The following is a 23,914-nucleotide window of genomic DNA, read 5'->3' as shown; positions in this document are numbered from 1 at the left end:
CAAGCGCCTGCTTTTCGCGCCCGTCCGAAAGACAAGTCAACCTACGTTGAGGGTGACGGAGGGGTATCCGGTGGCGCCGTCGGGGATCACGTCGCGGCGGTCGGCGGTTTGGGTTTCGCCGGAGCCGTCGGTGGCACGGGCGCGGACGGTGTGCGGGCCGGAGGTGGCGTCCCAGTCGAAGACCCACTGGCGCCAGGTGTCGATGGACTGCTCTTCGGAAAGGCGGGCCTGCTGCCAGGGACCGTTGTCGATCTGGACTTCCACCGCGCGGATGCCGCGGTGCTGGGCCCACGCGACACCGGCGATGGGGACGCGGCCGGACTGGAGGCGGCCGCGGGCGCGGGGGGTGTCGATGCGGGTGCCGGTCTTGATCGGGCCGAGTGCCGACCAGCCGCGGCGCGTCCAATACGCGGTGGCGCGGTCGAAGCGGGTGACTTCCAATTCGGTCACCCACTTGGTGGCCGAGACGTAGCCGTAGAGCCCGGGCACGACCAACCGGGCGGGATAACCGTGCTGCACCGGAAGGGGTTCGCCGTTCATGCCGATCGCGAGCAGGGCGTCGCGTCCGTCGGTGAGCACCGCCAGCGGAGTGCCCGCGGTCCAGCCGTCGGCGCTGCGCGAGAGCACCATGTCCGCGTCGGGGTGCGGGCCCGCCTCGGCCAGCAGCCGATCCACGCGGTAGCCGAGCCAGCGCGCGTTGCCGATCAGGTCGCCGCCGATCGGATTCGACACGCAGGTCAGCGTGACCAGGTGTTCCTCCACCGGACGATTCGCCAGATCCGCCCAGTCGAGCCGGATCTCGCGCTCGACCATGCCGTGGATGCGCAGCGACCAGCTGTCCTTGGACACCTGCGGCACGATCAACGCGGTGTCGATCCGGTAGAAGTCGTCGTTCGGGGTCAGATAGGGCGTGAGCCCGGGTACGCGGAGATCGACGCCGGGCGCGACCGGCTCGGCAGGGGCGGAGGGCTCCGGCAGCCGCACCGCGGCGCGCTCGCCGGATACGTCGCTGCGGCGAGCACCGAGCACGCGACCGCCGACCCCGGTGACCACGGCTGATCCGCCGACCACCAGAAGTCCCCGCAAGACTTGCCTGCGCTCCGCAGCGCGGGACCGTTTGGTGTCGGCCACCGGCGAGGACGACCCGGTAGCGCTCGATGCCCCCTCTACCGGTGCGGTCGCGTTTGTCACTCCAGCCGGATTTGCTTTGTGCTGTTGTGCGTCAAGAGCTTTCGTGCTCGCAGGAGTTCCCGGCACATCCCGGGGCGAACCGGTGCCCGCGCCGGCCTGGGCTGCGGCGTCGGACGTCTCGCCGACATCGGACGCAGGTCCGGAGCTCCACCGATTTCCGCGGCCCGTGGTAAACGCCGACCCATCGGTCGCGGTCGGCGCCTCGGAATCGCCGGTCGGCAGCGTCGCGCCGGTCCGGCTGTCGCCAGAGGACTTCTCGACGGCCGCATCGATGCGACGGGTCAGCGCGCGCAACGCGTAGATACCCGCGGCAACGCCGACGACCGTCGGCAACGCGCCGGACAGACCGGTACGCGTCATCGCCACCCATGCCGTGACCACCCCGAACACCACGAACAACCACGAACCGGCGGCCCGGCCGGTCCGTTCGATCGCACCGGCCAGTCCGGCGACCAGCACGGTGATCACGCCCATGATCAGGAACAGCGCGGCCTTGTCGTTGGTGGCGAAGGTCGTGATGGCCCATTCCCGCACTCCGTCGGGCGTGTGGTCGACCACGGCCGATCCGAGGACGTGCAGCGGCGCGCTGCCGGGGTCGACGACAGTCGCGAGGAGTTCGGCCACGCCCAGCGTCAGGCCCGCCGAGACCATCCCGGCCGGCAGGCGCAGTCGCAGATCGGCCATGGCATCGAGACTACTGCGGGTGGGCCGCCGCAACCGCTGACCCGGTCGGCCACCGTCGTCGATGTTCGATCGCCGACAACTCCGGCCCGGCCGATCTCGCTCGCGGCGCATTCGGTCGCGCTTGCGGCGCGTGGTCCGGTGGGGTGGCCGGGCGCTGGTAGTCGTGGACGAGCCGGGATACGCGAAAGGCGCTGTCCGCGAACAGCGGACAGCGCCTCGCAGCGATCAGCTCAGTTGTAGATGCTCGCCACGTCGTCGGCGTGCTGCTTCATCACGACCGCGCGCTTGAGCGACATCTTCGGGGTGAGCTCGCCGGTCTCCTGGGTCCAGTCGATGGTCAGCAGACGGATCTTCTTGATCTGCTCGGCGTGCGAGACCTTCTTGTTGGTCTCGGCCACCGCCGCGTCCACCTCGGCGATCAGATCCGGGTTCTCGATCAGCTTCTCGATCGGGGTGTCGGCGGGCAGGTTGTTGCGTTCCTTCCAGCCGGGCAGCGACTCCGGGTCCAGCGTGATCAGCGCGCCGATGAACGGCTGGCCGTCGCCGACCACCATCACCTGGCTGATCAGCGGGTGCGCCCGCAGCGAGTCCTCCAGCAGCGCGGGGGAGACGTTCTTGCCACCGGCGGTGACGATGATCTCCTTCTTGCGGCCGGTGATGGTGACGAAGCCGTCGCCGTCGATGGCGCCGAGGTCACCGGTCTTGAACCAGCCGTCGTCGAAGGCGTCCTCGGTGGCCTCCGCGTTGCCCCAGTAGCCGCTGAACACGACCGAGCCGCGCAGCAGCAACTCGCCGTCCTCGGCGATCTTCGCGGCGTGACCCTCGATCGGGCGGCCGACCGAGCCGACCCGGATGTGTTCCGGGGTGTTCACCGCGATGGCCGCGGTGGTCTCGGTGAGACCGTAGCCCTCATAGATGGTCACGCCGACGCCGCGGAAGAAGTGACCCAGCCGCGCGCCGAGCGGACCGCCGCCGGAGACGGCCGCCTCGCAATGGCCGCCGAGGGCCGCGCGCAGCTTGCTGTAGACCAGTTTGTCGAACAGCGCGTGCTTCAGCTTCAGCGCGATGCCCGGTCCGCCGTTGTCGAGCGCCTCGCTCCACGCGATCGCGGTGTCGGCGGCGGCGTCGAAGATCTTGCCCTTGCCGCCGTCGTGCGCCTTCTGCTTGGCGCTGTTGAACACCTTCTCGAACACCCGCGGCACCGAGAGGATGAAGTGCGGCTGGTAGCTGCCGAACTGCTCGACCAGGGTGGACCAGTCGGCGGTGTGCGCGACGATCACCTTCGCGTCGAACGCGGCCAGCGCGACGGCACGGGCGAAGACGTGCGCCAGCGGCAGGAACATGAGGGTCTTCTTGCCCTCGGTGACGTACTTGTTCAGCGCGATCCGGTCGGACTTGGACTCCGCGTACAGGTTCGCGTGGGTCAGCATGACGCCCTTGGGGCGGCCCGTGGTGCCCGAGGTGTAGATCAGGGTGGCGGGCGACTGTGCGCCGACCTGGGCGCGCCGCTCGTGCACGGCCTGGTCGTCCAGCTCGGCGCCGCGTAGGGTCAGCTCGTCCAGCGCGCCCTTGTCGATCTGCAGGGTCTCCCGCAGGTCCGGCAGCGACCCGGATTCGATCTCGTCGATCACCTTGCGGTGCTTGTCGCTGTCCAGGATCAGCAGCTTGGTCGCCGAGTCCTGCAGGATCCACTTGGCCTGCTCGGCGGCGGAACTGTCGTAGATCGCGACGGTGCAGCCGCCCGCGGCCCAGATGGCGAAATCGAGGACGGCCCACTCGTAGCGGGTGGGGGCCATGATGGCGACGCGATCGCCGAGTTCGAGCCCCGAAGCGATCAGGCCTTTCGCCACCCCGGTGACGGTTTTCGCGAACTCCGCGGCGGTGACATCCCGCCAGCCGCCACTGCCGTTCGGCACGTTGAACAGCACCGTGTTCGGTGACTGCTCAGCGTGGCGGAAGACGTTGTCGGAATTGTTCGCGTCATCCGGAATGGTGTAGGAAGCCGGGACTTCGAACTCTCGCATCAGTGCCCTTCCACGTGGGTTTACTCGCCAGTAATCTACGACACGCGCGCCAAGGCCGTGAGGTCGACCACCGGAATCGCCTCCGTACATCACCGCAGGCTGGGGACCCGCTCGGGTTTCATCCTAGTTCGCGCAGGTCCGCTGGTTGAATGGCTTCGCGCAGGAACTCCGCGAGTTCGCGCAGCGCGGCCGCCGCCGGCCCGGCCAGCGCGGCCTGCAGCTGAGCGACGTGCCACAAGCCCTTGCTCTCGGTGAAGCGGACGTGTACGCCCGCATCGCGCAGGGCGGCGACCAGCGCGACGCACTGGCGGTGCAGCAACTCGCTGACGTCCACCTGCACATAGGTGGGCGGCAGGCCGCGCAGTTCACCGGTCAGCGGGGCGTAGGCCGGGTCGGCCCCGTCGCCGTCGCCCAGGTAGGCGGCCGCGCAGGCTCGGGACCAGGGCTTGTTGATCACCAGATCGCGTTCCCGCTCCGGGATCTCGTTGGGGTCGGCCCAGGGGGCGATCAAGCCGAGCGCGGCGGGGGTCTGCCCGTGCCGGGCGATCAGGCGCTGCGCGAGCGCGAGCGACAGTCCGCCGCCCGCGGAATCACCGGAGACGGCGATCTGATCCGGCCGCAGGCCCGAACTCGCCACGAGTTCCAGGAACGCCGCTTCGGCGTCCTCGAGTGCCGCGGGGAAGGGGTGCTCCGGCGCCAGCCGGTAGTCCAGCACGTAGACCGCGCAGCCGGTGTCGCGCGCCAGCCGGGCCGCCAGCGAGCGGTGTGTCGCAGGCGAGCCGACCGCGTATCCGCCTCCGTGCAGGTAGAGGACCGCGCCGTGCTCGGAGGTGTCCGCGAAGCCGATCCGCTCGGCGGGCCTGCCGCCCAGGCGCAGGGGCTGCACGACGGCGCCGGCGGGCAACAACTGCGCCCGCGAACTCACGTCGAGCAGCCTGCGCTGCATCGTGAACGGCAATCGCTTGTTCAGCGTCACTCGGAAGATCGGATTCAGTACCGCTCGGGCCAGGGGCAGCGGAAGGTCGATGTCGCGCATTCGTCGTTCCTCGAATCCCGGCTCAGGGCAGGAAACGGCGTTCGACGTTGGCCGCGATCCGCTGGTAGCCCGAGGCGGTCACCCGGACGAACAGATCCAGCAGCTTGGCCTCCCAGCCGATCAGCACGCGGCCGTGTCCTTTGCGCACGCCCTCGGTGATGGTCTGCGCCGCCATCTCGGGGGTGTGGATGGCCAGCTTCTTGTCGAACATCGAGGCGGCCGACTTGCTGTCGATGCCCTCGGCGTAGGTGGCGTTGCGCGCGACCGCGGTCTTGATGCCGCCGGGATGCACGCAGGTGACCTTGACCGGATGCCGGGCCACCAGCATCTCCTGGCGCAGCGACTCGGTGAAACCGCGCACCGCGAACTTCGCCGCGTTGTAGGCGCTCTGGCCGGGGATCGCGATGAGTCCGAAGAGGCTGGACACGTTGACGATGTGGCCGTCGCCGGACTCGATCACCATCGGCAGGAACGCCTTGGTGCCGTTGACGACGCCCCAGAAGTCGACGTCCATCACGCGCTCGAAGTCCTTGTACTCCGAGCGGATGATCTCGCCGTGGTGGGCGATGCCCGCGTTGTTGTAGACCTGGTGCACGGTGCCGAAGTGCGCTTTCACCGCGTCGGCGTAGAGGATCACCGCTTCGCGTTCGACCACGTTCAGCCGGTCGGACTTGACCCGCGCGCCGAGCTGCTCGCAGCGGCGCGTGGTCTCGGCGAGGCCGTCGACGTCGATATCCGACAGCGCCAGATGGGCGCCGCGCCGGGCCAGGTTCTCCGCCAGCGCACGGCCGATCCCGGAGCCCGCTCCGGTGATCACACAGACCTTGTTCTTGAAGTAAGCGTCATTGCTCACGATGCCACTGCTTTCACATCGGTTCGGGAAATGGAGATGTCGTACGCCGACACGTCGAATGTCTTGGTCAGGCGACGGAATTCGAAGGTGAAGTCCGGCCACAACGTGGTGTTGTTGCCGTGCTTGTCCAGGTACCAGCTCGAGCACCCGCCGGTCAGCCAGACACTGCCTGCCAGCTTCGCCTGCAAGTCCTTGTTGTAGGCATCCTGCACGTCGCGGCGCACTTCCACGGTACGCAGGTCGAGGCGGTCGATGGTAGCCAGCGCGTCGGCAACGTAGTTGATCTGCGATTCGATCATGTACACCATCGAGGTGTGCCCGAGGCCGACGTTCGGGCCGAGCAGGAAGAACATATTGGGGAAGTTCGCGATCGTGCAGCCCTTGTAGCCCTGCTGGCCGATCTCGTCGAACACCTCCGACAGCGTGCGCCCGTCGCGGCCGAAGATCGTCTCGTAGGTCGGCGAGTCGGTGACGTGGAAGCCGGTCGCCACGATCAGCGCGTCGATCTCGCGCTCGGTGCCGTCCTCGGTGACGATCGAGTTCGCGCGCACCTCGGCGATGCCGTCGGTGACCACGTCGACGTCGGGGCGCGTCAGCGCGGGGTAGTAGTCGTTGGAGATCAGCATGCGCTTGCAGCCGATCCGGAAGTTCGGCGTGACCTTGGCGCGCAACTGCGGATCACGAATCTCGTAGCGCAGTTTCGCCTTCGCGATCGCCTCGAACAGCTGCATCAGGGCCGGAAGCTTGGCCAGGCCGACCACCTGGGTCTCGCGCGCGGCGTAGATGGCCGCGCGGGATAGTCGCTGCAGGCCCGGCACGTGCTTGAAGGCGAGTCGCTCGGCCTTCGTGTACGGGCGGTCCAGGCGCGGCAGCAGCCAGGGCGCGGTGCGCTGGTAGACATCCAGGTGGCCGACCTTCGGAGCGATGGCGGGCACGATCTGGATGGCCGAGGCGCCGGTGCCGATGATGGCGACCCGCTTACCGGTGAGATCGGCGTCGTGATTCCAGCGGGCGGAGTGGAAGATCTCGCCTTCGAACTCGTTGATGCCTTTGATGTCCGGCAGCGCGGGCTCACACAGCGCGCCGACCGCCGAGACCACCGTATCGGCCGTGAAGCTGCCCTTGCTCGACTCGATCTCCCACACCGCGGTCTCGGTGTTCCAGCGGGCGCTGGTCACGTCGCAGTCGAAGATGTGCTTGTCGCGCACGTCGTAGCGCTCGGACACGTCCTGGATGTACTGCTGGATCTCGCCCTGCTTGGAGAACGACCGCGACCAGTCCGGGTTCAGCGCGAACGAGTACGAGTACAGGTGCGAAGGAACGTCGCAGGCCGCGCCGGGGTAGGTGTTGTCGCGCCAGGTGCCGCCGACATCGCTGCCGCGTTCGAGCACGAGAAAGTCGTTGCGACCCTGCTGGGTCAGCCGGATGGCCAGACCCAGACCCGCGAACCCGCTGCCGATGATGATCGTCCTGGCGTGGCGCGTGGGTCGGCCGGCGACAGCTTTGTCTGTAACCTTGCGACTCATGTAATCGAGCCTACGGTGCTATTGAGCACGAGTCAACAGTGTATTGACTTCCGTTCAGTAGGATGTCCCGGGTGACCAGAACTCAGGGAGATGCCCCCAAGCGCACGCGGCTCAGCCCCGACGAGCGCCGCGAGCAGCTGATCACCCTGGGCGCCAAGATGCTCGGCGAGCGTTCCATCGACGACATCTCCGTCAGCGAGATCGCCGCCCAGGCCGGCATCTCCCGCGGGCTGCTGTTCCACTACTTCCCGACCAAGCAGGATTTCCAGCTGGCGATCGTGCGACACGCCAACGCCGAACTGCTCGAGCGCGTAATCCCGGACCGCTCGCTCGGTCTGTTCGAGATGCTGCGCGACTCCATCGAGCGCTACATCGAGTACGTCACCGAGAACCGCACGTCCTACCTCGCGCTTCTGCGCGGGCCCACCAGCGTCAGCCCCGAGCTGGCTCCGCTGGTCGACCAGACCCGCGACGCCATCATCGGCATCATCCTCGCCGAAACGCCGGTGCCCGTCTCCGAGTCCGACCACCCCCGCCTCATGCTCGCCATGCGCGGGTGGATCGCGTTCGTCGAGGAGTCCACGCTCACCTGGCTGCGCTCCGAACCCATCTCCCGTGCCGAGTTGATCGACCTGCTGGTCGAATCGTTGATCGCCATAGCGTTCTCGGTGGATCCGGCTCTGGCTTCGGCGCTGCGAGGGTGAGGAGGTCTTGCTCGCGTTTGCCGGATCTCGGCCCGTTCGGTCCACGGCCGCTGCTGCGTCGGTGGTATGACGATCAGTCGTCCGCCGCGTTGTAGCGGACCAGGTACCCGGCGAGCTCGGCGAGGTCCTCGTCGTCCCAGTCGCGGAACCGTTCGGCGAACGCCTCCCGGCGGCGCTGTTCGGCCTCCCGTGCGATTCGCTGCCCAGCGGGGGTAGCGCGCAGGATGTGGTTGCGGCGGTTGGCTGGATCGACCTCCCGGGTGAGATAACCGAGCCGTTCCAGCGCCGCCACCTGTCGGCTCACCGTGGATTTGTCCAGCAGGAAGTGTCCGGCCAGTTCTGTGGCCAGGCAGCCCTCACGCTCGATGACCAGGTCCAGAATGCTCGACGCCACCAGCGGCAGTTCCGGATGTAGCTCGGCGGCCCGGCCGCGGGCCCGGCGGGCGAATGCGGTGAGTTCGCGCTGGATCGTTCGGATCGCGGTCGAGCGAGTGGGGGATGCTGAAGTCTGCCGCATGGTTGTATAGTACAACTACGATAGTTGTATTTACCAACCTTCTGGGAAGTCTTCGCATGCATCAACTTCGACATGTCGCCGCGCATCTGCTCACCCCACTGCTGATGTGCCTCGGCATGGCACTGGCGTATCTGGGCGCGTTCCACCAGCCCGAGCCCAATCACCTGAAGGTGGCCATCGTGGGTGATACGCCGCAGGTCAAGGTGCTGGCGCAGACACTGAAGGACCGCGCTGGAGACGCACTCGAGGTTGTCACCCTGCCCGGCCGCGTCGAGGCGGTAGGGCAGTTGCGCGAGCGGACGCTGGCCGGTGCCTATGTGCCGGAATCGCACGAAGCGCTGGTCGCGAAAGCCGGTTCCGACACCACCGCGATGGCGGCCGAGGCTGTCTTCGGCCGAATCGCCGCCCAGCAAGGGGCGCCGGTCGAGGTCACCGATATCGCTCCGCCGGGTACCGGCGATCCGACCGCGCAGGGCCTGTTCTTCCTGCTGGTGGCATTGAGCATCGGCTCCTACGGCAGCGTCGCGGCGATCGGCGCGGCCGGGGCGGGACTGAGCATGGGCCTGCGCGCACTGCTGGGCCTGGTCACATCGCTGGCGGTGAGCGTTATCGGCCTCGGTGTCGCCGGGCCGGTCTTCCATGTGGTCGACCACGACTACGCCGCCGTCTGGGCGATGTCATGGCTGTATTCAGCAGGGATTCTCGCGGTGGGCATCGGGTTGCACACCTTCTTACGGCGCTGGACCACGCTGACGATGATGGTGCTTTTCGTGATGCTCAACTTCACGACATCGGGCGGCGTGTACGGACCGTGGCTGCAGAACGATTTCTTCGGCGCGCTGCATTCCTTCTGGAATGGAGCGGGTTTCGTCGAGGGCGCGCGCACCCTGCTGTACTTCGACGGCGGTGCGGGGTTCGGTAACCGGGTGTTGAGCTTGGTGCTGTGGCTGGCGGCCGGCGCGGGACTGGTCCTGGTGGCGGGCGGCTACGAGCGCAGGCTCCGCACGTCGGCCCGCACGGAGGCGGTGCCCGTCACGGAACGCGCGGCTGAGGAAGAGATCGAAGAGGCGGTCGGGGTCTGAACGTGTGCCGCCCGAGTAGATCGGCGCCTGAGTAGATCGGCGGACGGCCCACGAGTGTGGTGCTGCCCACACGCCGCAGTCCGCATGCCCTTGTGCTGCCAATACCGTGCTGTTCCAGTGCCTTTCGATTTTGTGCCGGAAGGCCCGGCGCATACCGTTGGGTGGTCGATGGTGTGGGACGGCGATGGAGGCCGCCGATGTTGGTCATCAATGAACGAACGACGGCGCCGCGATCCGAACAGCGCGTGCTCGACTGGATGCGGAGTTGGACCGGCCAGTACGTCATTGTGGGACTCGCGATCTCGGGGTGTTACCTACCCGACCGCGAGCGCAGAGACGAAACGCAAGAAGCCGATCTGGTGGTGATCACCCCCAGAGCCGCGGTCGTCGTCGAGGTCAAGGGCACCGTCCCGGAGGCGACGAGCGGTGTCCTGTCGGTGCAGGCCAACGGCCGCTGGCGGCTGTCCGGCTACGCGGGCGACCCGATCCACGTGCGCGACCGCGACAGCAGCCCGTTCGACCAGGTGACGAACAACGTCTTCAACTTGAAGGCACTGGTGCGCAAGCACAACGCGGAAGCCTTCGTCGACGGCCTGATCGTCGTGGTGCCGCCGAAGGACTCGAACCTCACGCTGAACATCGAGTCACGCAGGCGCGGGTGCGCAGTGGTGCTCGGAGCCGGGCAGGCCGACCTGCGCGCCTGGTTCCACCGCACCGCGAGCCGCAAGCTCATCTGGACCGCCGAACGCACGCACGCCCTGCTCACCGACTTGAATCTGGGCGACCAAGTCACCGTCGACGACTTGGCGGCGGACGGCTTCCCGCCGGAGCAGAAGTTGCGGGCCGGGACGCTGGCGGCGCTGGAGAGCGTCACGCGGAAGACTCCTGAGCTCGAGGGTAGGACGTCCAGCGAAGATTCCGACACCGACGACGTGTCGGCTGGTTCGAACGCGCCACAGGTTGATGCCGTGCCCGAGCCGCACGCCGTCGATCCGGATACTGCGCGACTCAGCGAATCCGGCTCGACGCGAACCACCGAAAACGGTGACGAGGCAGATGAGGTCTATCAGCAAGTCCCGGAGGCAGATCAGTCGCCTGCGTCGCAGTCCGCGATGCCTGCGCTGGAGCAGACCGACGCCTCGGGAACCGTGGCCGCGCAGGCGCGCCCCGCCCAGGATGTCGAGGAGCGCGAGAGCTCGGAGTTCGTGCCGTCGACGCGGGCCAGTGCCGAAAGCGCACAGCGAGCCCAAGGGGCGTCGTCGACGGCTCGGCAGTCACTCGAGTACATGGATGTGCCAGGCGGCAGCCAGAAGGTGACCGCGTCAGAGTCGCATTCCCCGCAGGCACCTGTCCCCATAGCTGCGCAGGCGCAATCCGCCCAAGTGGATCCCTTCGCGCCGGAATACCTCGCGCCGGAGCCCGAATCGCATCCCGCGCCGTCGGACCCGACAACTCATGCCGATCTGTACGCTCGGAAAGACGATCACCGGTCCGCATCGTCTCTTTCGGATGCGCCGCCGCTCGATTCCAATGTGCTTTCGGACGAGCACGCGCAGCCGCCTCGGTTCGAAGGCCGACTCGCGGCGAAGCCCGCGCGGGAGGAACTCGCCGAGCCGTACGCCGATGCGCCGGGACGTTTCACCACCGGATTCGGGCCGTCGACACGGCCCGCCACTGCCGAGTCCAACACGATGGAACGAACCGACTCCGAGTTCCCGCCCGACGATGAGGAATTCGCTCCTGACGCGCGATCGGCGCCCGCACCGTCGTCCTTCACGGACAACTGGTCGTCGTGGATCGAGCCCGTCGCCGACCGGCCCCGGCGCCCACGTCCGGTGCAGGCGCCTCCGCCGAGCCGGCCCACATCATGGTCAACGCCCACCCCCGCACCCGAGCCACTGCGCCGACCCACGCCGACGGCTGTGCTCGAGCGCCGTCCACGGGTCCCGGTTCGCGAGCAGATAACCGCCCTGTCCGCGCGGATCCCCGGTCGCACCTCCGAGAAATCGAAGTCACGCGGCCACCGCTCGCAACAGATCGGCGCGGTGGCGCTGATCGTGCTGGTCATCGGCACGATCTGGATACTGGCCGCCTCCTGCTCGACGCCCACCGGCGGCGCTGTGCAACCTCCCCGAGCTCCTGTGCTCACCACCGAGGCGGTTCCCCCGCCGCCGCCCGTCACGGAAACCCCGGCCCGCATGAACCTGCTGCCTTTGTGCACTCCGCGCACGCCGAAGTGCTGACGACGCAGGCGGGATCACCATGACACTCGCGCCGCCGAGCTCACCGCGACGGCGCAGCCGGGCCGGGCGGCGGAACTGCTGCGGCGGGCGGTCCGCTTGTTGCCCGCATCTAGGTCATGCCCTCACCCCGCTACCTCCGTTCCTCAACCGCGTGATCCTGGTAAGGATGCGGTGCCTGCATTCCCACACATGGCACCCGGCTCTGAGTTTCATTCTGGTTGAATGGAATTGGCGGAACCGTGATGTTGCTCGTAGCACCGATCTCAGGAAGGACGCGTGTTCACCACTACCGAATCAGAGCTGGAAGATCTTTACACGGCCATCGAGGAATCCGCGCGGCTATGGAACGTGCCCTGCACTCCAGAAGCTGTCCGGCCCACTCTGACCGCGTACGGCGCGATGCTCACGGGTTCCGTGATCTCCCTCCGAGTGGTCACCGACGCCCGCCGCTCGGGAGACCTCGACTACCGCTTCTTGACGCTGCCGAGCGGCATCGACCCTTACGACATCGCCCTTTCCAACGAACTCATTTCCGAGACCGATCATCCGGTCGGCGTACTGCTGGACCAGGTCCGGGAACGGTGCCCCATCCACAGCTACGGGATCGACATCGGTGTAGTCGGCGGCTTCAAGAAAATCTGGCCGTTCTTCCCTGCCGATGGCATGCAGAAGGTGTCGGAGCTCGCCGAACTACCGTCCATGCCGCCCGGTCTTGCCGACCACGTCGGCATGTTCGCACGTCACGGCTTGGAGGATAAAGTCGGCTTGCTCGGCATCGACTACCACGACAAGACGATGAACGTGTACTTCCCCGGACTGCCGGCCGAGTGCTTCGAACCACGCGCCATCGTGTCGCTGCACCGGGATGCCGGACTCCCGGACCCGAGCGATGAATTTCTCTCGCTCACCGAGAAAGCATTCGATATCTACGCCACGATCAGCTGGGAATCGCCCCGGATCGAGCGTCTCTGTTTCCCGGTGATAACACCGGATCCGACAACGCTACCGGTTCGGATCGATCCGCGCTTCGAGCAACTCGTCGACAAAGTCCCGTTCCGTACGACCGACCGTCGATTCACCTATGCCGCAACCTCATCGCCCGATGGGGAGTCCTATAAGTTCAGTTGGTTCTACCAATGGCAGCCCAGGATATTGGACAGGATGAAGACGTCCGATTCATAGGACTGTCGATAAGGCGTCGCATCGTCTTCGGATGACTTGCCCGTGGAGCGTCACCTTGTCCGCGTCGCAAGCGGATTGGCTCCATATCCCGAGTAGGGGACCGTGGGTTCTTGTTGATGCGGTACCCGACGCCAGACTGTGAGGGCGGGCGCGACAGCAATCAGAGCGGCGGTGACTGTGCGCTCGGGTCGGCCGATGCTTCCACTGCCGTCCCCGGCGCCGGAATCCATACTCGCCAACCGACCAAGATCTCCCACCTCGCTCTACCGGTACCCAAGCGCGTATCGGTTAGGATTCGCACATGAGTGATGGGGGGACACCAGGCTCTGGCCAGAACCTCGCGGTGGTGCCCGAGAAGGTGCGCGAGGTCGGCAAGTACGTCTACGAGTTGGCGGAGGCGCTGCGCGCGGCGTTGGACTCCACCGCGCAGGAGGTCGCTTCGCTGACCGATGGCGGCTGGTCCGGGGACGCGGCCAACGAATTCTCCGAGGGCTGGACCGAGGTCCGCGATGGCGGCGCCAGAATCATGACCGCTCTGACTGGTATGGCGGAAAAGCTCGGCGTCACTGCGGAAACCTATCGAGCACGCGATGAAAGCAACGCTGCCCTGAGCACTTCGAGTTTGGATCTGCCATGAACACTCGGTTTTCGGTCGACCTGGACCATCTCGATGAGATCGTGGTTCGTCTGTCGGGTCTGGCCGGGTTCGTCGGCGAGCATCTCGATGAGATCGATCACCGGGTCGCGACCCTGGCCGGTACTGGGTGGGAAGGGGTTGCGGCCCAGGCGTATGCCGATGCCCACACTCAATGGATCGCCGGGGCACGGGAGTTCGTCGAAGGTGTGAAGGATGTCAGCGACGCGGCGAGGGCGTCCCATGCGCGCTACACCACGGCCCACGACACGAACTACAAGATGTTCTCCCAGGGGTAAGACACATGGGTGTACTGGTAATCGACTGGCAGACCTACTACGACGCCGGCAAGAAATGCCACGCCCTGGCAACCGACCTCCGTGCCGCCGACAAACCGGTCCACGACGTGGTCAAGGGTGAATGCGCGGGCATGGCCGGGAACACCGCGGGCTGCGAACAATGGGGGAGCACCTACGACCGCGTCGCCCGGGAAACGATGCAGACCTGCACGAACCTGGCCGACGCCCTCACCAACTTCGGCAACATGCTCTACGCCGCCGGGTACAACTGGGCACTGGCCAACAAGTCCAACCCGATGCCCGACCGGCCCGCCGTGACGGCGATGTCGGAGTACAAGGTGACCATCCCGACTTCGGTCGGCAACAACGGCGACGGTGTCACCGAGGGAGAGGGCAGTGTCCCGGGCTTCTACGACGCCCTGGTCGGGAAGGTCCAGGAAGAGTTCGGAAGCAAGCTGCCCAACGGCAACAAAGACAAGCTCGCCATGGCCGCATCGACCTGGAAGACTTTCGCCGAACATAAGACCATCACCGGTGCCGCATCCCGGATCACCGAGATCAGCAATCTCTTCAGCGACATCCAGGACAAAAAAGGCCTCGACCCCCTCCTCGGTCACCTCACCACCCTCAACGGCGGCGCCACCCAGCTTGCCTCCGCGTCCCTCAACCTCGCCACACCTGTCGCGGAGTACAGCACCGCCACCTCCGAAACCCGCGACAAATTCCGGGACGCGGTCACCAACGCTTTGATAGCAGCCGGAACCACTGTCGTCATCGGCGTCGCCGCGTCCTGGATCACCGCCGCACTCAGCGACGTCGCCGCCGGTGTCGGCGTCGTAGCGATCGCGGGCAACACCGCCAGAGTGCTCAAAAGCACCTACGACGCCAGCAAACTCATCAAAATAATCGGCACTGCCTCCGCGGTGGCGGGTGCCGCAGCCTTCACCGTCACTGCGTTCGACAAAGTCCCCAGCCTCACCGATATCGCGCTCAAACTCGCTGCCATCATCGCCATGAAGGTCTACATCGATGATGAGGACAAGTTCGAGAACTTGCCGCCGGCTCCGGGCAACCCGGCCCCCGGTATGACCGATGAAGTTGAAAAATACATCCTCGGCAAGCATGTCAAAGGCGCTCCCAACTATAATCCTTCGAAGGGCACCTGGCCCGACACGATCACCGGCGAGGACCTCGACGAATTGGCCGAGGCAGCCGAAAGCTCACCGGCACGAGGACCCAACCACGACGGCAACTTCGAACGCGAGGTCGACGCCGGTGAAGTCATCGGCAGCGTGTCGGAGCAGTTGGGCGGCCACGCCACCAGCCGATACAAAATCATTACCGACCGATTCGGCGGCATTATCACCATGTATCCGATCCCGTAGATGCCAGGAGTTGAATTGGGAATCGACATAATTATTCAAAATCGAATCCACGAGCGGATCGAACTGGTATATGGAGACGCGGAAGACACGCTGGTCAAGTATCGAGAGAATGTTCCGGCAGGCTCGATACTTCGGGGTCTTCACGCGCACGCGGACACAATGTTCAACACGACCCAACTGGCCATACTCCTGGACGAACTGGCGAATCTGTCGCCGAGCAACGACAAAGAAGCGCAGATGCTCGTCGTATTGCGCGATGCTGCCGAAACCGCTATCCGTAGGAATGGGTATCTTTGGTTCAGTGGAGACTGAATTCGTGCACGTTTCCGCCACTGCTGTAGCCGGTCCCGCGCGCGGCGCGCGGCGGCGAATTCGCGCATACGGTTGCCCGGTAGAACGGCCGGTATGGCCACGATCTCCGCGGCCATGCCCGCTCGATGACGCTCCGTCGGCACGCCGAACATGGCGACGGTGCGACTCGACAGTCGCGGGAGAGAGGAAAGGCGTGTTTGCTACCTGCTGGTTCAGCGACACCCCTTCTCGATTCACCGCCGTCGTCCTTCGGGAGGTAGTCGTCCATGCTCCGATGCCGACTGCTATGGGTTCGGCTCGGCTGTACGAAGCAGTTGCAAGAGCCCGGTGACCGCGGCGAATTGTTCTTCCGACAAGGCGTCGGTAGCGGAGTTGAGCCGTCCCCCGTGAATACGACCACGTGGTTTTAGAGTTCTTTTGGCCTGGTGAGGGCCGAGAACGGACACTGAGGACACGGAGGCCAACAGAGCTCCCACCTGATCACCTGCGGATGAAGCGGTGAAGTGGAACCGCGCAAAGACAGCAGATGGAAACGGTAGGCGATGCTCTCCGACGTACCGGAGATAATTGGGGTCAGGCGGGCGAACCGGAGGCATCCGAGATAGCAGACTTCAGGAGGCCTTGATCGTGCAGCGCATCGAAGATGATCTTGTCAACGGGAGAGGAGAGCTCACGACCAGAGTGATCCAGCCACACGAGCTCCTCAATTTCGCTGGCTGGCGTAAGCTCGCCCTCGTACTCCGCTGTGTAACAGGTCATTCGCACCACAATGCCTTCGGTCTGGCCGTGCGCCTGCGCTTCGTAGACACCAGCCGGCTTCACGGTGGACCCGATCAGTTCGACCGAGAGTTCTTCTTCGATCTCTCGGCGAAGCGCCTCCCAATCGGACTCCCCTGCTTCCCGCTTCCCGCCCGGAATGTAGTAGGTGTCTTTACCTCGCGTCCGGGTGCTCAGGATGCGCCCGTCAACGATTTGGATCCAGGCGAGCTTGTCGATGATACGAGTCATGATGTTCCTGAGTTGTGTGCGTGATGTCGCGGATCGAAGATGATTTAAGCAGACTTGCAGCGGGACTGCTTGCGAGCGAGAGTCTCTCGGCTCGGGAGCCCTTCATGATCGTCGGATCCGAGTGAACTGAGGATCCTACCCACTTCGTCGTGAAGCCGCCAACGGAGAGTTTTATCTAAGACCCGATTGCCATCATCCACTAGAGGAACATCCGTAGGGACGCACCAAAAGATCGCGTCATAGCAGGCATGTCCGAAGGCTGTAAGAAGCTGTCGCCGATCTGGTTGAGGTGCCAGGAACAGCGCTTCGTGAGCGATGTTGTTGATAAGTCCGCTGTCGGAAATGGCGAGGCCGTGGAGGGGAATTGTCAAGACCTGTGGATTGGGTGAGTGTCAGGCGACCCGCCAGGCCCGCCGCTGCTGGTGGGGCGATCTGTGTGAGTTGTGGCCCTGACCAGCTGGTGGTCGCGCGAGCTCGTGAGCGCTGAATGCTGTTCGCTGGATCGGGTGGCGTGATCGGCGTCGGGATGCCGGCCATGTTGAGACCATGGATCGATGCGGCTGGCAAGATGGCGCAATGCTGGAGCTGCTGGGTACCGCTTCGTTCCCGTCGGGTGATCTGTTGCTCATCGACTTCGGACTACTCAGGATGTGGTCCGGTGATCAGCCGCCGCTGTTGGATGAGGCGATCGCGCCGCCCGACATCGTGGCGCTGGCCAACGCTGCGGCGGACTTCGAAATCGTCGGCCCGGACGCCGATGCCGTAGCCGCACGGTTGGACCTTGCCGTAGTCAAGGGCAGGTACGCGTTCGACGTGCCGGACGGACATTCTTTTGTCGATGCGGTCGAGCACGCTGGGCTCAACGCGACCGTCCGTCAGGTGCCGCGGATGCCGCATTATCAGCGGGTGTTGAATCTGCTCGACGTCCTGCCAGGTGGGGTCGAGGTTCCGTTCCAGGGCTGTTGGGGCGTGGCGGTGCGAGGTGTGCCTGCCGGTCCATTGCGGGTGCTGGGTGAACGGATGGATCCGGAAGGGCCGGACCAGGGCAAGTGGCGGTCGGTGTGGGTGGAATGCGCTGAGGGAACCCCGGTCGAGTCGGTCGAGTGCGGGTATGTGCTGGTCGACGAAGCGCGTCTGCTGTTCGCCGACGCCGCCGCGTTGAATAGCTGGCGCAACGACGATCCGATCGACGGTCTCTGCGATCTCGCGTTCTGGGGCCGTGATGCGAATATCGTCGCCGACCGTATCGCGCCCGCACCGGCCACCGTGGACAGCGAATTCACCTGGACCGACCTCACCTTGGACGAGCTGCGGGCGCGCTACGGGGAGCTGGAGTCGCTGCGGGCGGAAGGGTTGCGCTTCGCGGTCGATCTGCGTCCGCACGACGACCATTTTCGAGTGCTTGGGCAGATGCGCAGTTCATCGACCGAGTCGGGGTCGATCGACGTCGGTGGTGCGCGGATGACCGGCTGCTTTATCAGTTGGGGTGACGGCGCGTTTCCGGTGTACCGCGATGTCGCGGCGGATGGCACGGTGCTGCGGGTGCGGGTGCAGCTCGGTGCTCCGGAGATCATTCGTGCAGCAGCGGCGTCTCGAACAGCTGTGGTTCGGTGATCTCGCGACGTTGGCGATCGTGACCGCGCGGGTGGTGCGCGATGGTGCGCCTGTCGGACGGCTGTACCGGGAGGATGCGGATCGAGAGCGGGACAGCGGCTGGCGAGTCTTCGCCGGGGACGGGGCGCAGGAGTACCTCGACGAGGCGGATAACACGGTGCTTACCCCGTTGCGTGAGCTTATCGGCGCTGAAGCGGCATTGGAGCCATTGTTCAACCATCCTCCGGGGTCTGCGTTTGAACGCGTGGACGGCGAATTCATGCCTGCGCGTGAGTGAGTTTCAGGCGACCTCCGTTCTGGTGGTGTCGGCGGGGTCGGTGGAGGGCGGTGGAATGATCTCGCGGGGTCGTTCGAGCAGCTTTCCCTTGTGGAACAGGGCGCCGTTTCGGACGAGCACGACCAACTCGGGGGCGTTGACCTTGCGCCAGCGAGTTTGGGCGGACTCGATCAACTTGTAGGCCATGGCGATTCCCGCGGCGCGGGAACCCGGCCCCTTGGTGACTTTCGTCCGTAACCGCACCGAGGCGAAGGTCGACTCGATCGGGTTGGTGGTGCGCAGGTGGATCCAATGCTGGGCCGGATACCTGTAGAATTCGAGCAGCACGTCGAGATCGTCGGTGATCTTCTTGACCGCTTTGGGATACTTTGCGCCGTAATCGATTTCGAGCGCCTTCACCGCCAGCTGCGCGCGGTCGATGTCCTCGGCGTTGTAGATTCCTTCATCGCCGCGACCGCGCCGGGATGCGCCGATTTCGGTAGTGCGGAAGGAACATTCGCCGATCTGTGAAACCAGCAGCGTTGCTCCCGTGTTTCGGGGAACACCTCCCGCAACGCCCGCCAGAATCCGAGTGCGCCGTCACCGACAGCCAGCACCGGGGCGGTCAGGCCGCGGCGGCGGCAGCCGCGCAGCAGATCGGCCCACGATTCGGTGGACTCGCGGTAGCCGTCGCTGATCGCGACCAGTTCCTTGCGGCCGTCGGTCCGGACGCCGATCATCACCAGCAGGCACAACTTCTCCTGCTCCAGGCGCTTTTGGTGTGGATGCCATCGACCCACAGGTAGACGTAGTCGGTGCCCGACAGGTCGCGGGCAGCGAAGGCTTTCGCCTCGTCCTGCCACGACGCGGTGAGCCGGGTGATCGACGCCGCCGACAACCCGGCACCGGAACCCAGGAATTGCTCCAGGGCCGGACCGAAATCGCCGGTGGACAGCCCGTGCAGATACAGCAGCGGCAGCACTTCGGTGACCTGCGGCGATTTCCGCGCCGAGGCGGGCAGGATCGCGGAGAAAAACCGCTGCCGGGCATCGGTTTCCGGATTCACCCGCTTGTCGTTCACCCGGGGCGCTGTGACCCGCACCGCGCCCGCCGCGGTGAGGACTTCCCGCTCGGCGTGGTAGCCGTTGCGGACCACCAGACGGTGACCGTTCTCGTCGAGCTGGTCGGCGAACCGGGCCACATAGGCAGCAACCTCAGCCCGCAACGCGGCGGCGAGCATCTGGCGGGCGCCGTCGCGGACGATCTCATCAAGCAGTGACCGAGCCGACCCGGCCTGCTCGTCGCCGGAGGAGATGTTCTGAACTACCGTAAGCACGGACGTACCTTCCCGACCGGCGTTGGCGCGCCGGCATGATCAAGACTTCGGACTGATAGATCATTCGGGAAGGTGCGTCCTTCCCGTCATCCACAGGTCCTGATCATTTCTCGGCCGTGGAAGGTGTCTACCTCGGCTTCATCGAGAAGGTTCGCGACCAGGAGAAAGTCGCGAACTGGCAGTTGACGAATGATCTCAAGTCCTTCGGTGGCTATCACTCTCCTGGCATGCTCGGGCAAGTGAGCCGTCCCCAGTGAATGCGACCACCTGATCCGGCCCCCGGAGAGCGAGCCGCTCTTACGAGAGTTGAGACTCTGGTTGGGTGGCGTGCCACAGCATCTCATACTCGTCGGGGCTGACGTGGCCGAGATAGCTGTGGAGGCGTTCGGCGTTGTAAAATTATCGATCCAGTCGGCCATGGCTATGGTCAGCTCCAGGTTTGTAGGCCACTTCCTGGTGTTCAGTAACTCGGTTTGCATTCGTCCCCAGAACGCTTCGATGGCGGCGTTGTCGAAGCAGTCGCACACGGTTCCGAACGAGGGAATCAGACTGTGTCGGCGGAGATTTTCTCCGAACGACCAGGATGTGAACTGAGTGCCGTGGTCGACATGTAGTATAGCGCCGTGGGATCTTTTCCGTTCCCGGACAGCCATATTCACCGCGTTGTTGACCAACGCCGTGTCCGGGACTATCGAAAACGACCTCCCGACAACCTTCTTGCTGAAGCAATCGAGAATCGCGCAGCAATAGACTTTCCCATCACGAGTGGGGTGCTCGGTGATGTCCGTGCACCAGAGTTCGTTCGGCTGGTTCGCGACGAACACGCGGTTCACCAGGTCTGATGGCGTATGAACACCCAGCAGGTTCGGTTTCCGTCCCTTCTGGAGCGGCAGACCCGAGAGCTGCAACTCACCCATGATCGAGTGGATCAGCTTATGATTAACCACCATGTCGCACTCGCTTAGCAATGCGGCCTGAATTCGCCGCCGCCCGTATGTTCCGCGAGAACGCAGGTGAATCTTGCCGATCTCGTCGGCCACGATCGTTCGCCGCAGGAACCGAATCGATACCGCTGGCTTGCGCAAGCGATGAAAGGTGGCCCGGTTTAATTCGGTGATACGGCAGGCTGCTCGGCCCGAATGCCCACGCGCGATCAGTCTTTCGACGATCGCATATTTCCTTTTGGGGAGATCACCACCTGCTCGTCGAACAATTCACACGCATCCCGGGTGAGTTTCAGCTCGGCCTCCAACTGGGCAATCCGGCGATGCGTTGAGGCCAACTCGTCGGCCTCAACGCTCGGCACGCCCTCACGGACTCCCGCATCAACCAACGCCTGTGCTTTCCACTTGAACAGAGTCGCGGCGGAAATCCACTGTCTCAGTGGCGATCTCGGCGACTCGTTCCCCGGCACGCAGTCGCGCACACACCTGCCGGCGCACGGACTGCGGATATGATTTCGGCATCATGACCTCCTGGCGGTCAGTCTGCCTCAACTCTCTCAAGGGTGGTCTCCCCTCTGGGGGCCGGATCAGGTGGTCTCATTCACCGGGGACAGGCCACCAGAGCGCGAGGAGTCTGATGGCGAGATCCACTGGTATCTCTCCATCGACTGCGGAAGGCTCACTCCTGCTTCGAAATTCCCTTCGCTGTTCTCCCTCGACTCCGTGGTAGCGTCGCAAGGTGCATAGCAATCCCGAACAGATGCATGCCGCAGCCGACCGGATATCGGCGAGGGCGAACGAGTTCTGGGACGACGTCGAGGCGTTGCGCAAGGAGGCCGACGCTCTGATGTCCGCCGATTGGACCGGCGAGGCGGCCGATTCGCACGCCGCGCTGTGGACTGAGTGGGTGGATTCGGCACGGAAGGTTGCTGCCGCTCTCAGCGAGGATGCGGCGTTGATACATTAGGCCGCTGACAGGTACGTGAAGACCGATACCAGCAACGCCGGCGACCTTACGTACGTTCAGTTCAATCTGGGCAATCAGTGATGTCCGCTTACACTGCCGACACCGACCGGATTCTGGCCCTAGTCGAGAAGGCTCGACGAATCGGCGAGCAGATCGAGCAACGTATCGCCGATGTCGAGCGCGAAGTCGCCGCGCTGCACATCGAATGGGAAGGCAAGGCGGCGGAGGCGCACCGATCGAAACATGACACCTGGCACCGCGAGATGAATGACATGAAGACGGCTCTCACGGAACTCGAAGACGCCGCCCGCTCCGCCCGGGACCGATACCTGGCCAATGTTGCTCACAACCGGGGAATGTGGCCCTGATGGCGCCCATCACCATGGATCCAAGCGTCCTGTACAGCGCAGCGTCACTGTACGAAGCGGCCCGTAACGACGCCGACGGTGTCATGCGAACGCTCGCTGGGGCACTGGACAAAGATTGGGGCTGTGCGGGCAGCGACAGCGCGGGCCGCACCTGGGCCAGCAGTTACGACCCGGCCGCATTCAACGCCGTGGCAGCCGGAACAAATATCGTCAACGCATTCGGCAAGCTCCATGACCTGCTCGCGTTCACCGCTGTCAACCATGTCAATACCGAAAAGCTCAACAAGACGCCTCCTGAGACGCCGGACCCATCGCCCGCAGTCCTCGAAACTACGACGGCACCGACATTCAAGGGCGCATTCGGCGGTGACACCGACCCACCGTTCGGGTGGGAACTGGTCAGCAGCTGGCTGCAGGGGCACACCTGGCCGAACGGAAACCCCGACAAGCTGAGGAGACTCGGAAAAGCGTGGAGAGACGCGGCCAAAGGGTTACGCAACGCCAGCGATGGAACCGGGCAGGCGTGGCTGAACCTGGAGGAGATCGCCTCAGATGAATTGCCACAGGCGCTTGCTCAGATGGACGCAGTGTTCACGAGCGTCGAGACGGTCGCTACGCAATACGAGAGTCTGGCCAGCGCATGTGGCGACTGGGCGCAGCGGATCGAGGACGCGCACCAGAAAATCCTTGCCATCCTCGCGGGCGCGCTCGGCGTCGGAATCATTGCCGGGGTGCTGGTCGGCATCTTCACAGCGGGTACAGGCGCAGTAGGGACGACAGCCGCGGCAGGCAGCTCCGCTGGCGCTGCCATCGTCACCGTACTGATCGCGTTCGACGCAGCCGCCGCCCTGGCCACCGGTGTGACCGTCGCGGCGGGTGCGGCAGTCATCGGAGTGGCTACCGAACTGCAGCCCCTTCTCGATGCCAACCCGACCCAGTTCAACGCCAGCACGCATGCAGGTGGAGAAAGTCATAACTACGTCCCACCACCAAAAGGTGGGTTGCCAGGATTTCCCAACGCGAAGAAGATACCGCCGCAGGCGCCGAGGTGGCGGAAGCGATGGAAAGATCCCGATGGCAATACGTACGAGTGGGACTACCAGCACGGTGCAGTTGAGAAGTACAGCAAGAATGGTAAACATCTAGGGGAGTACGATCCCGACACCGGGGCGCAGACGAAACCGCCTGACCCCGCACGCAAACCAGGACGGTAGAGAATGTGGTACCTCGAGGAGTATGAAAAAGAATCGCAGGAGTTCATCCAAGATTATCCGTTGAAAGGAATGGATGCTCCAACGCTGAAGGAAATACTTGATTTCGATGACAGCGCGTATCCGATCGAGGCGGCCGAGCATCCGGTCCAGCCGGCGGAAATGGCCGAGTTGGCGAGGTTCATCGGAGAGTCGTTTCGTATTGATGAATCCCGGTTGTATTTCGTGGGATTTCACGCCGACTGAGGAGCCGGGGCCGCTGGGGTCACAGAATCAGCCACGAAAACTTTGGAGGACGATTGAACTATCTAGAAGCCTATGACATCCAGTTCGGGTTCCTGGTTGGCGAGTATCCGCTTCGCGCGATCGATCTCGAAGACCTGAAGCAGTTGCTGAATATCGATGAAGATACCGAGATATATGGCTGCGACCTTTCCCGCGGACAGGTAGGCGAACTCGCTCAATATATTAGCGAACCGTTCACGATAGACGACGCATGCGACTACCAGGTCGGCTTTCACCGCGAGTAGCCCAGTCA

The 23,914-nt window shown here is 64.8% G+C and carries 24 protein-coding genes and 1 pseudogene; 15 read left to right on the top strand and 10 right to left on the bottom strand.

The features are described 5' to 3' along the window. Positions 1–36: 36 nt before the first annotated feature. The 5 genes from NA8_RS23020 to NA8_RS23000 all read right to left on the bottom strand — a co-directional run bounded on the left by NA8_RS23020 (position 37) and on the right by NA8_RS23000 (position 7,314). Positions 37–1,875, bottom strand: a complete 1,839-nt coding sequence (locus NA8_RS23020; protein ID WP_063052424.1) for a molybdopterin-dependent oxidoreductase — start codon at positions 1,873–1,875, stop codon at positions 37–39. A gap of 230 nt (positions 1,876–2,105) precedes the next feature. Further along, positions 2,106–3,899, bottom strand: a complete 1,794-nt coding sequence (locus tag NA8_RS23015) for an AMP-dependent synthetase/ligase (RefSeq protein WP_063052423.1) — start codon at positions 3,897–3,899, stop codon at positions 2,106–2,108. 118 nt (positions 3,900–4,017) lie between these two features. Beyond that, a complete protein-coding gene (locus tag NA8_RS23010; RefSeq protein WP_063052422.1) occupies positions 4,018–4,935 on the bottom strand; it encodes an alpha/beta hydrolase in 918 nt (305 codons plus the stop codon). Positions 4,936–4,957: 22 nt separating this feature from the next. Beyond that, entirely contained in the window at positions 4,958–5,788 is an 831-nt protein-coding gene (locus NA8_RS23005; protein WP_063052421.1) for an SDR family NAD(P)-dependent oxidoreductase, read from the bottom strand. Then, the gene (locus tag NA8_RS23000; protein WP_063052420.1) at positions 5,785–7,314 is read right to left on the bottom strand and encodes a flavin-containing monooxygenase; all 1,530 of its coding nucleotides are present in this window, start codon (positions 7,312–7,314) and stop codon (positions 5,785–5,787) included. Before NA8_RS23000 ends, NA8_RS23005 begins: the two co-directional genes overlap by 4 nt. 62 nt (positions 7,315–7,376) lie before the next feature. Here NA8_RS23000 and NA8_RS22995 point away from each other — a divergent pair, with 62 nt between their 5' ends. Then, positions 7,377–8,018 (top strand): TetR/AcrR family transcriptional regulator, encoded by a 642-nt coding sequence (locus NA8_RS22995; RefSeq protein WP_063052419.1) that lies wholly within the window; start codon positions 7,377–7,379, stop codon positions 8,016–8,018. Between the two features lie 73 nt (positions 8,019–8,091). On the opposite strand, the gene NA8_RS22990 is transcribed toward NA8_RS22995, so the two are convergent. Continuing rightward, positions 8,092–8,535: a MarR family winged helix-turn-helix transcriptional regulator gene (locus NA8_RS22990; RefSeq protein ID WP_063052418.1), complete on the bottom strand. Its 444-nt coding sequence runs from the start codon at positions 8,533–8,535 to the stop codon at positions 8,092–8,094. A 56-nt stretch (positions 8,536–8,591) separates the two neighbouring features. Between NA8_RS22990 and NA8_RS22985 the strand changes: the two genes are divergently transcribed. The 7 genes from NA8_RS22985 (at position 8,592) to NA8_RS22955 (ending at position 15,672) form a co-directional block, all read left to right on the top strand. Then, on the top strand, positions 8,592–9,617 hold the full coding sequence (locus NA8_RS22985; RefSeq protein ID WP_063052417.1) for a hypothetical protein: 1,026 nt from the start codon (positions 8,592–8,594) through the stop codon (positions 9,615–9,617). Between the two features lie 92 nt (positions 9,618–9,709). Beyond that, the gene (locus NA8_RS22980; protein WP_157106859.1) at positions 9,710–11,860 is read left to right on the top strand and encodes a nuclease-related domain-containing protein; all 2,151 of its coding nucleotides are present in this window, start codon (positions 9,710–9,712) and stop codon (positions 11,858–11,860) included. Positions 11,861–12,136: 276 nt separating this feature from the next. Further along, entirely contained in the window at positions 12,137–13,042 is a 906-nt protein-coding gene (locus tag NA8_RS22975) for an aromatic prenyltransferase (protein ID WP_218019495.1), read from the top strand. A 301-nt stretch (positions 13,043–13,343) separates the two neighbouring features. Further along, on the top strand, positions 13,344–13,679 hold the full coding sequence (locus NA8_RS22970; protein ID WP_063052415.1) for a WXG100 family type VII secretion target: 336 nt from the start codon (positions 13,344–13,346) through the stop codon (positions 13,677–13,679). Further along, on the top strand, positions 13,676–13,975 hold the full coding sequence (locus NA8_RS22965; RefSeq protein ID WP_063052414.1) for a WXG100 family type VII secretion target: 300 nt from the start codon (positions 13,676–13,678) through the stop codon (positions 13,973–13,975). Before NA8_RS22970 ends, NA8_RS22965 begins: the two co-directional genes overlap by 4 nt. 5 nt (positions 13,976–13,980) lie before the next feature. Beyond that, positions 13,981–15,360: a hypothetical protein gene (locus tag NA8_RS22960; RefSeq protein ID WP_245663956.1), complete on the top strand. Its 1,380-nt coding sequence runs from the start codon at positions 13,981–13,983 to the stop codon at positions 15,358–15,360. Continuing rightward, positions 15,361–15,672 carry a hypothetical protein gene (locus NA8_RS22955; protein ID WP_063052413.1) on the top strand — a complete coding sequence of 104 codons (312 nt, stop codon included), beginning with the start codon at positions 15,361–15,363 and terminating at the stop codon, positions 15,670–15,672. Positions 15,673–16,245: 573 nt separating this feature from the next. Here the strand turns inward: NA8_RS22955 and NA8_RS22950 are convergent. Beyond that, positions 16,246–16,680 (bottom strand): NUDIX hydrolase, encoded by a 435-nt coding sequence (locus NA8_RS22950; RefSeq protein ID WP_063052412.1) that lies wholly within the window; start codon positions 16,678–16,680, stop codon positions 16,246–16,248. A gap of 576 nt (positions 16,681–17,256) precedes the next feature. Between NA8_RS22950 and NA8_RS22945 the strand changes: the two genes are divergently transcribed. Beyond that, positions 17,257–18,294: a hypothetical protein gene (locus tag NA8_RS22945; RefSeq protein ID WP_063052411.1), complete on the top strand. Its 1,038-nt coding sequence runs from the start codon at positions 17,257–17,259 to the stop codon at positions 18,292–18,294. Beyond that, positions 18,257–18,571 carry a DUF2185 domain-containing protein gene (locus NA8_RS22940; protein ID WP_063052410.1) on the top strand — a complete coding sequence of 105 codons (315 nt, stop codon included), beginning with the start codon at positions 18,257–18,259 and terminating at the stop codon, positions 18,569–18,571. Before NA8_RS22945 ends, NA8_RS22940 begins: the two co-directional genes overlap by 38 nt. 3 nt (positions 18,572–18,574) lie before the next feature. Here NA8_RS22940 and NA8_RS22935 read toward each other — a convergent pair. From NA8_RS22935 to NA8_RS34735, 3 genes and pseudogenes are all read right to left on the bottom strand, one after another. Continuing rightward, positions 18,575–19,886 (bottom strand): annotated as a pseudogene (locus tag NA8_RS22935) (IS256 family transposase). 86 nt (positions 19,887–19,972) lie between these two features. Further along, on the bottom strand, positions 19,973–21,040 hold the full coding sequence (locus tag NA8_RS22930) for an IS3 family transposase (protein ID WP_245663958.1): 1,068 nt from the start codon (positions 21,038–21,040) through the stop codon (positions 19,973–19,975). After that, a complete protein-coding gene (locus NA8_RS34735) occupies positions 21,040–21,300 on the bottom strand; it encodes a hypothetical protein (protein WP_245663955.1) in 261 nt (86 codons plus the stop codon). Before NA8_RS34735 ends, NA8_RS22930 begins: the two co-directional genes overlap by 1 nt. 269 nt (positions 21,301–21,569) lie before the next feature. On the opposite strand from NA8_RS34735, the gene NA8_RS22920 reads away from it, so the two are divergent. The 5 genes from NA8_RS22920 (at position 21,570) to NA8_RS33965 (ending at position 23,906) form a co-directional block, all read left to right on the top strand. Continuing rightward, positions 21,570–21,797: a WXG100 family type VII secretion target gene (locus tag NA8_RS22920; protein WP_157106857.1), complete on the top strand. Its 228-nt coding sequence runs from the start codon at positions 21,570–21,572 to the stop codon at positions 21,795–21,797. 80 nt (positions 21,798–21,877) lie between these two features. Then, positions 21,878–22,165, top strand: a complete 288-nt coding sequence (locus NA8_RS35805) for a WXG100 family type VII secretion target (protein ID WP_063052408.1) — start codon at positions 21,878–21,880, stop codon at positions 22,163–22,165. Then, positions 22,165–23,379, top strand: coding sequence for a colicin E3/pyocin S6 family cytotoxin (locus NA8_RS34730; RefSeq protein ID WP_218019494.1), 1,215 nt, complete (start codon positions 22,165–22,167; stop codon positions 23,377–23,379). The genes NA8_RS35805 and NA8_RS34730 overlap by 1 nt, the downstream gene beginning before the upstream one ends. Positions 23,380–23,382: 3 nt before the next feature. Further along, positions 23,383–23,622 carry a DUF7683 domain-containing protein gene (locus NA8_RS22905; RefSeq protein WP_063052406.1) on the top strand — a complete coding sequence of 80 codons (240 nt, stop codon included), beginning with the start codon at positions 23,383–23,385 and terminating at the stop codon, positions 23,620–23,622. Between the two features lie 53 nt (positions 23,623–23,675). After that, complete coding sequence (locus tag NA8_RS33965; RefSeq protein WP_157106856.1) at positions 23,676–23,906, top strand: DUF7683 domain-containing protein; 231 nt, start codon at positions 23,676–23,678, stop codon at positions 23,904–23,906. Positions 23,907–23,914 lie beyond the last annotated feature (8 nt).

Origin of the sequence: Nocardia arthritidis NBRC 100137 (assembly GCF_001612765.1) — a bacterium.
GTDB lineage: Bacteria > Actinomycetota > Actinomycetes > Mycobacteriales > Mycobacteriaceae > Nocardia > Nocardia arthritidis.
This window is presented reverse-complemented; position numbering and strand designations above follow the sequence as displayed.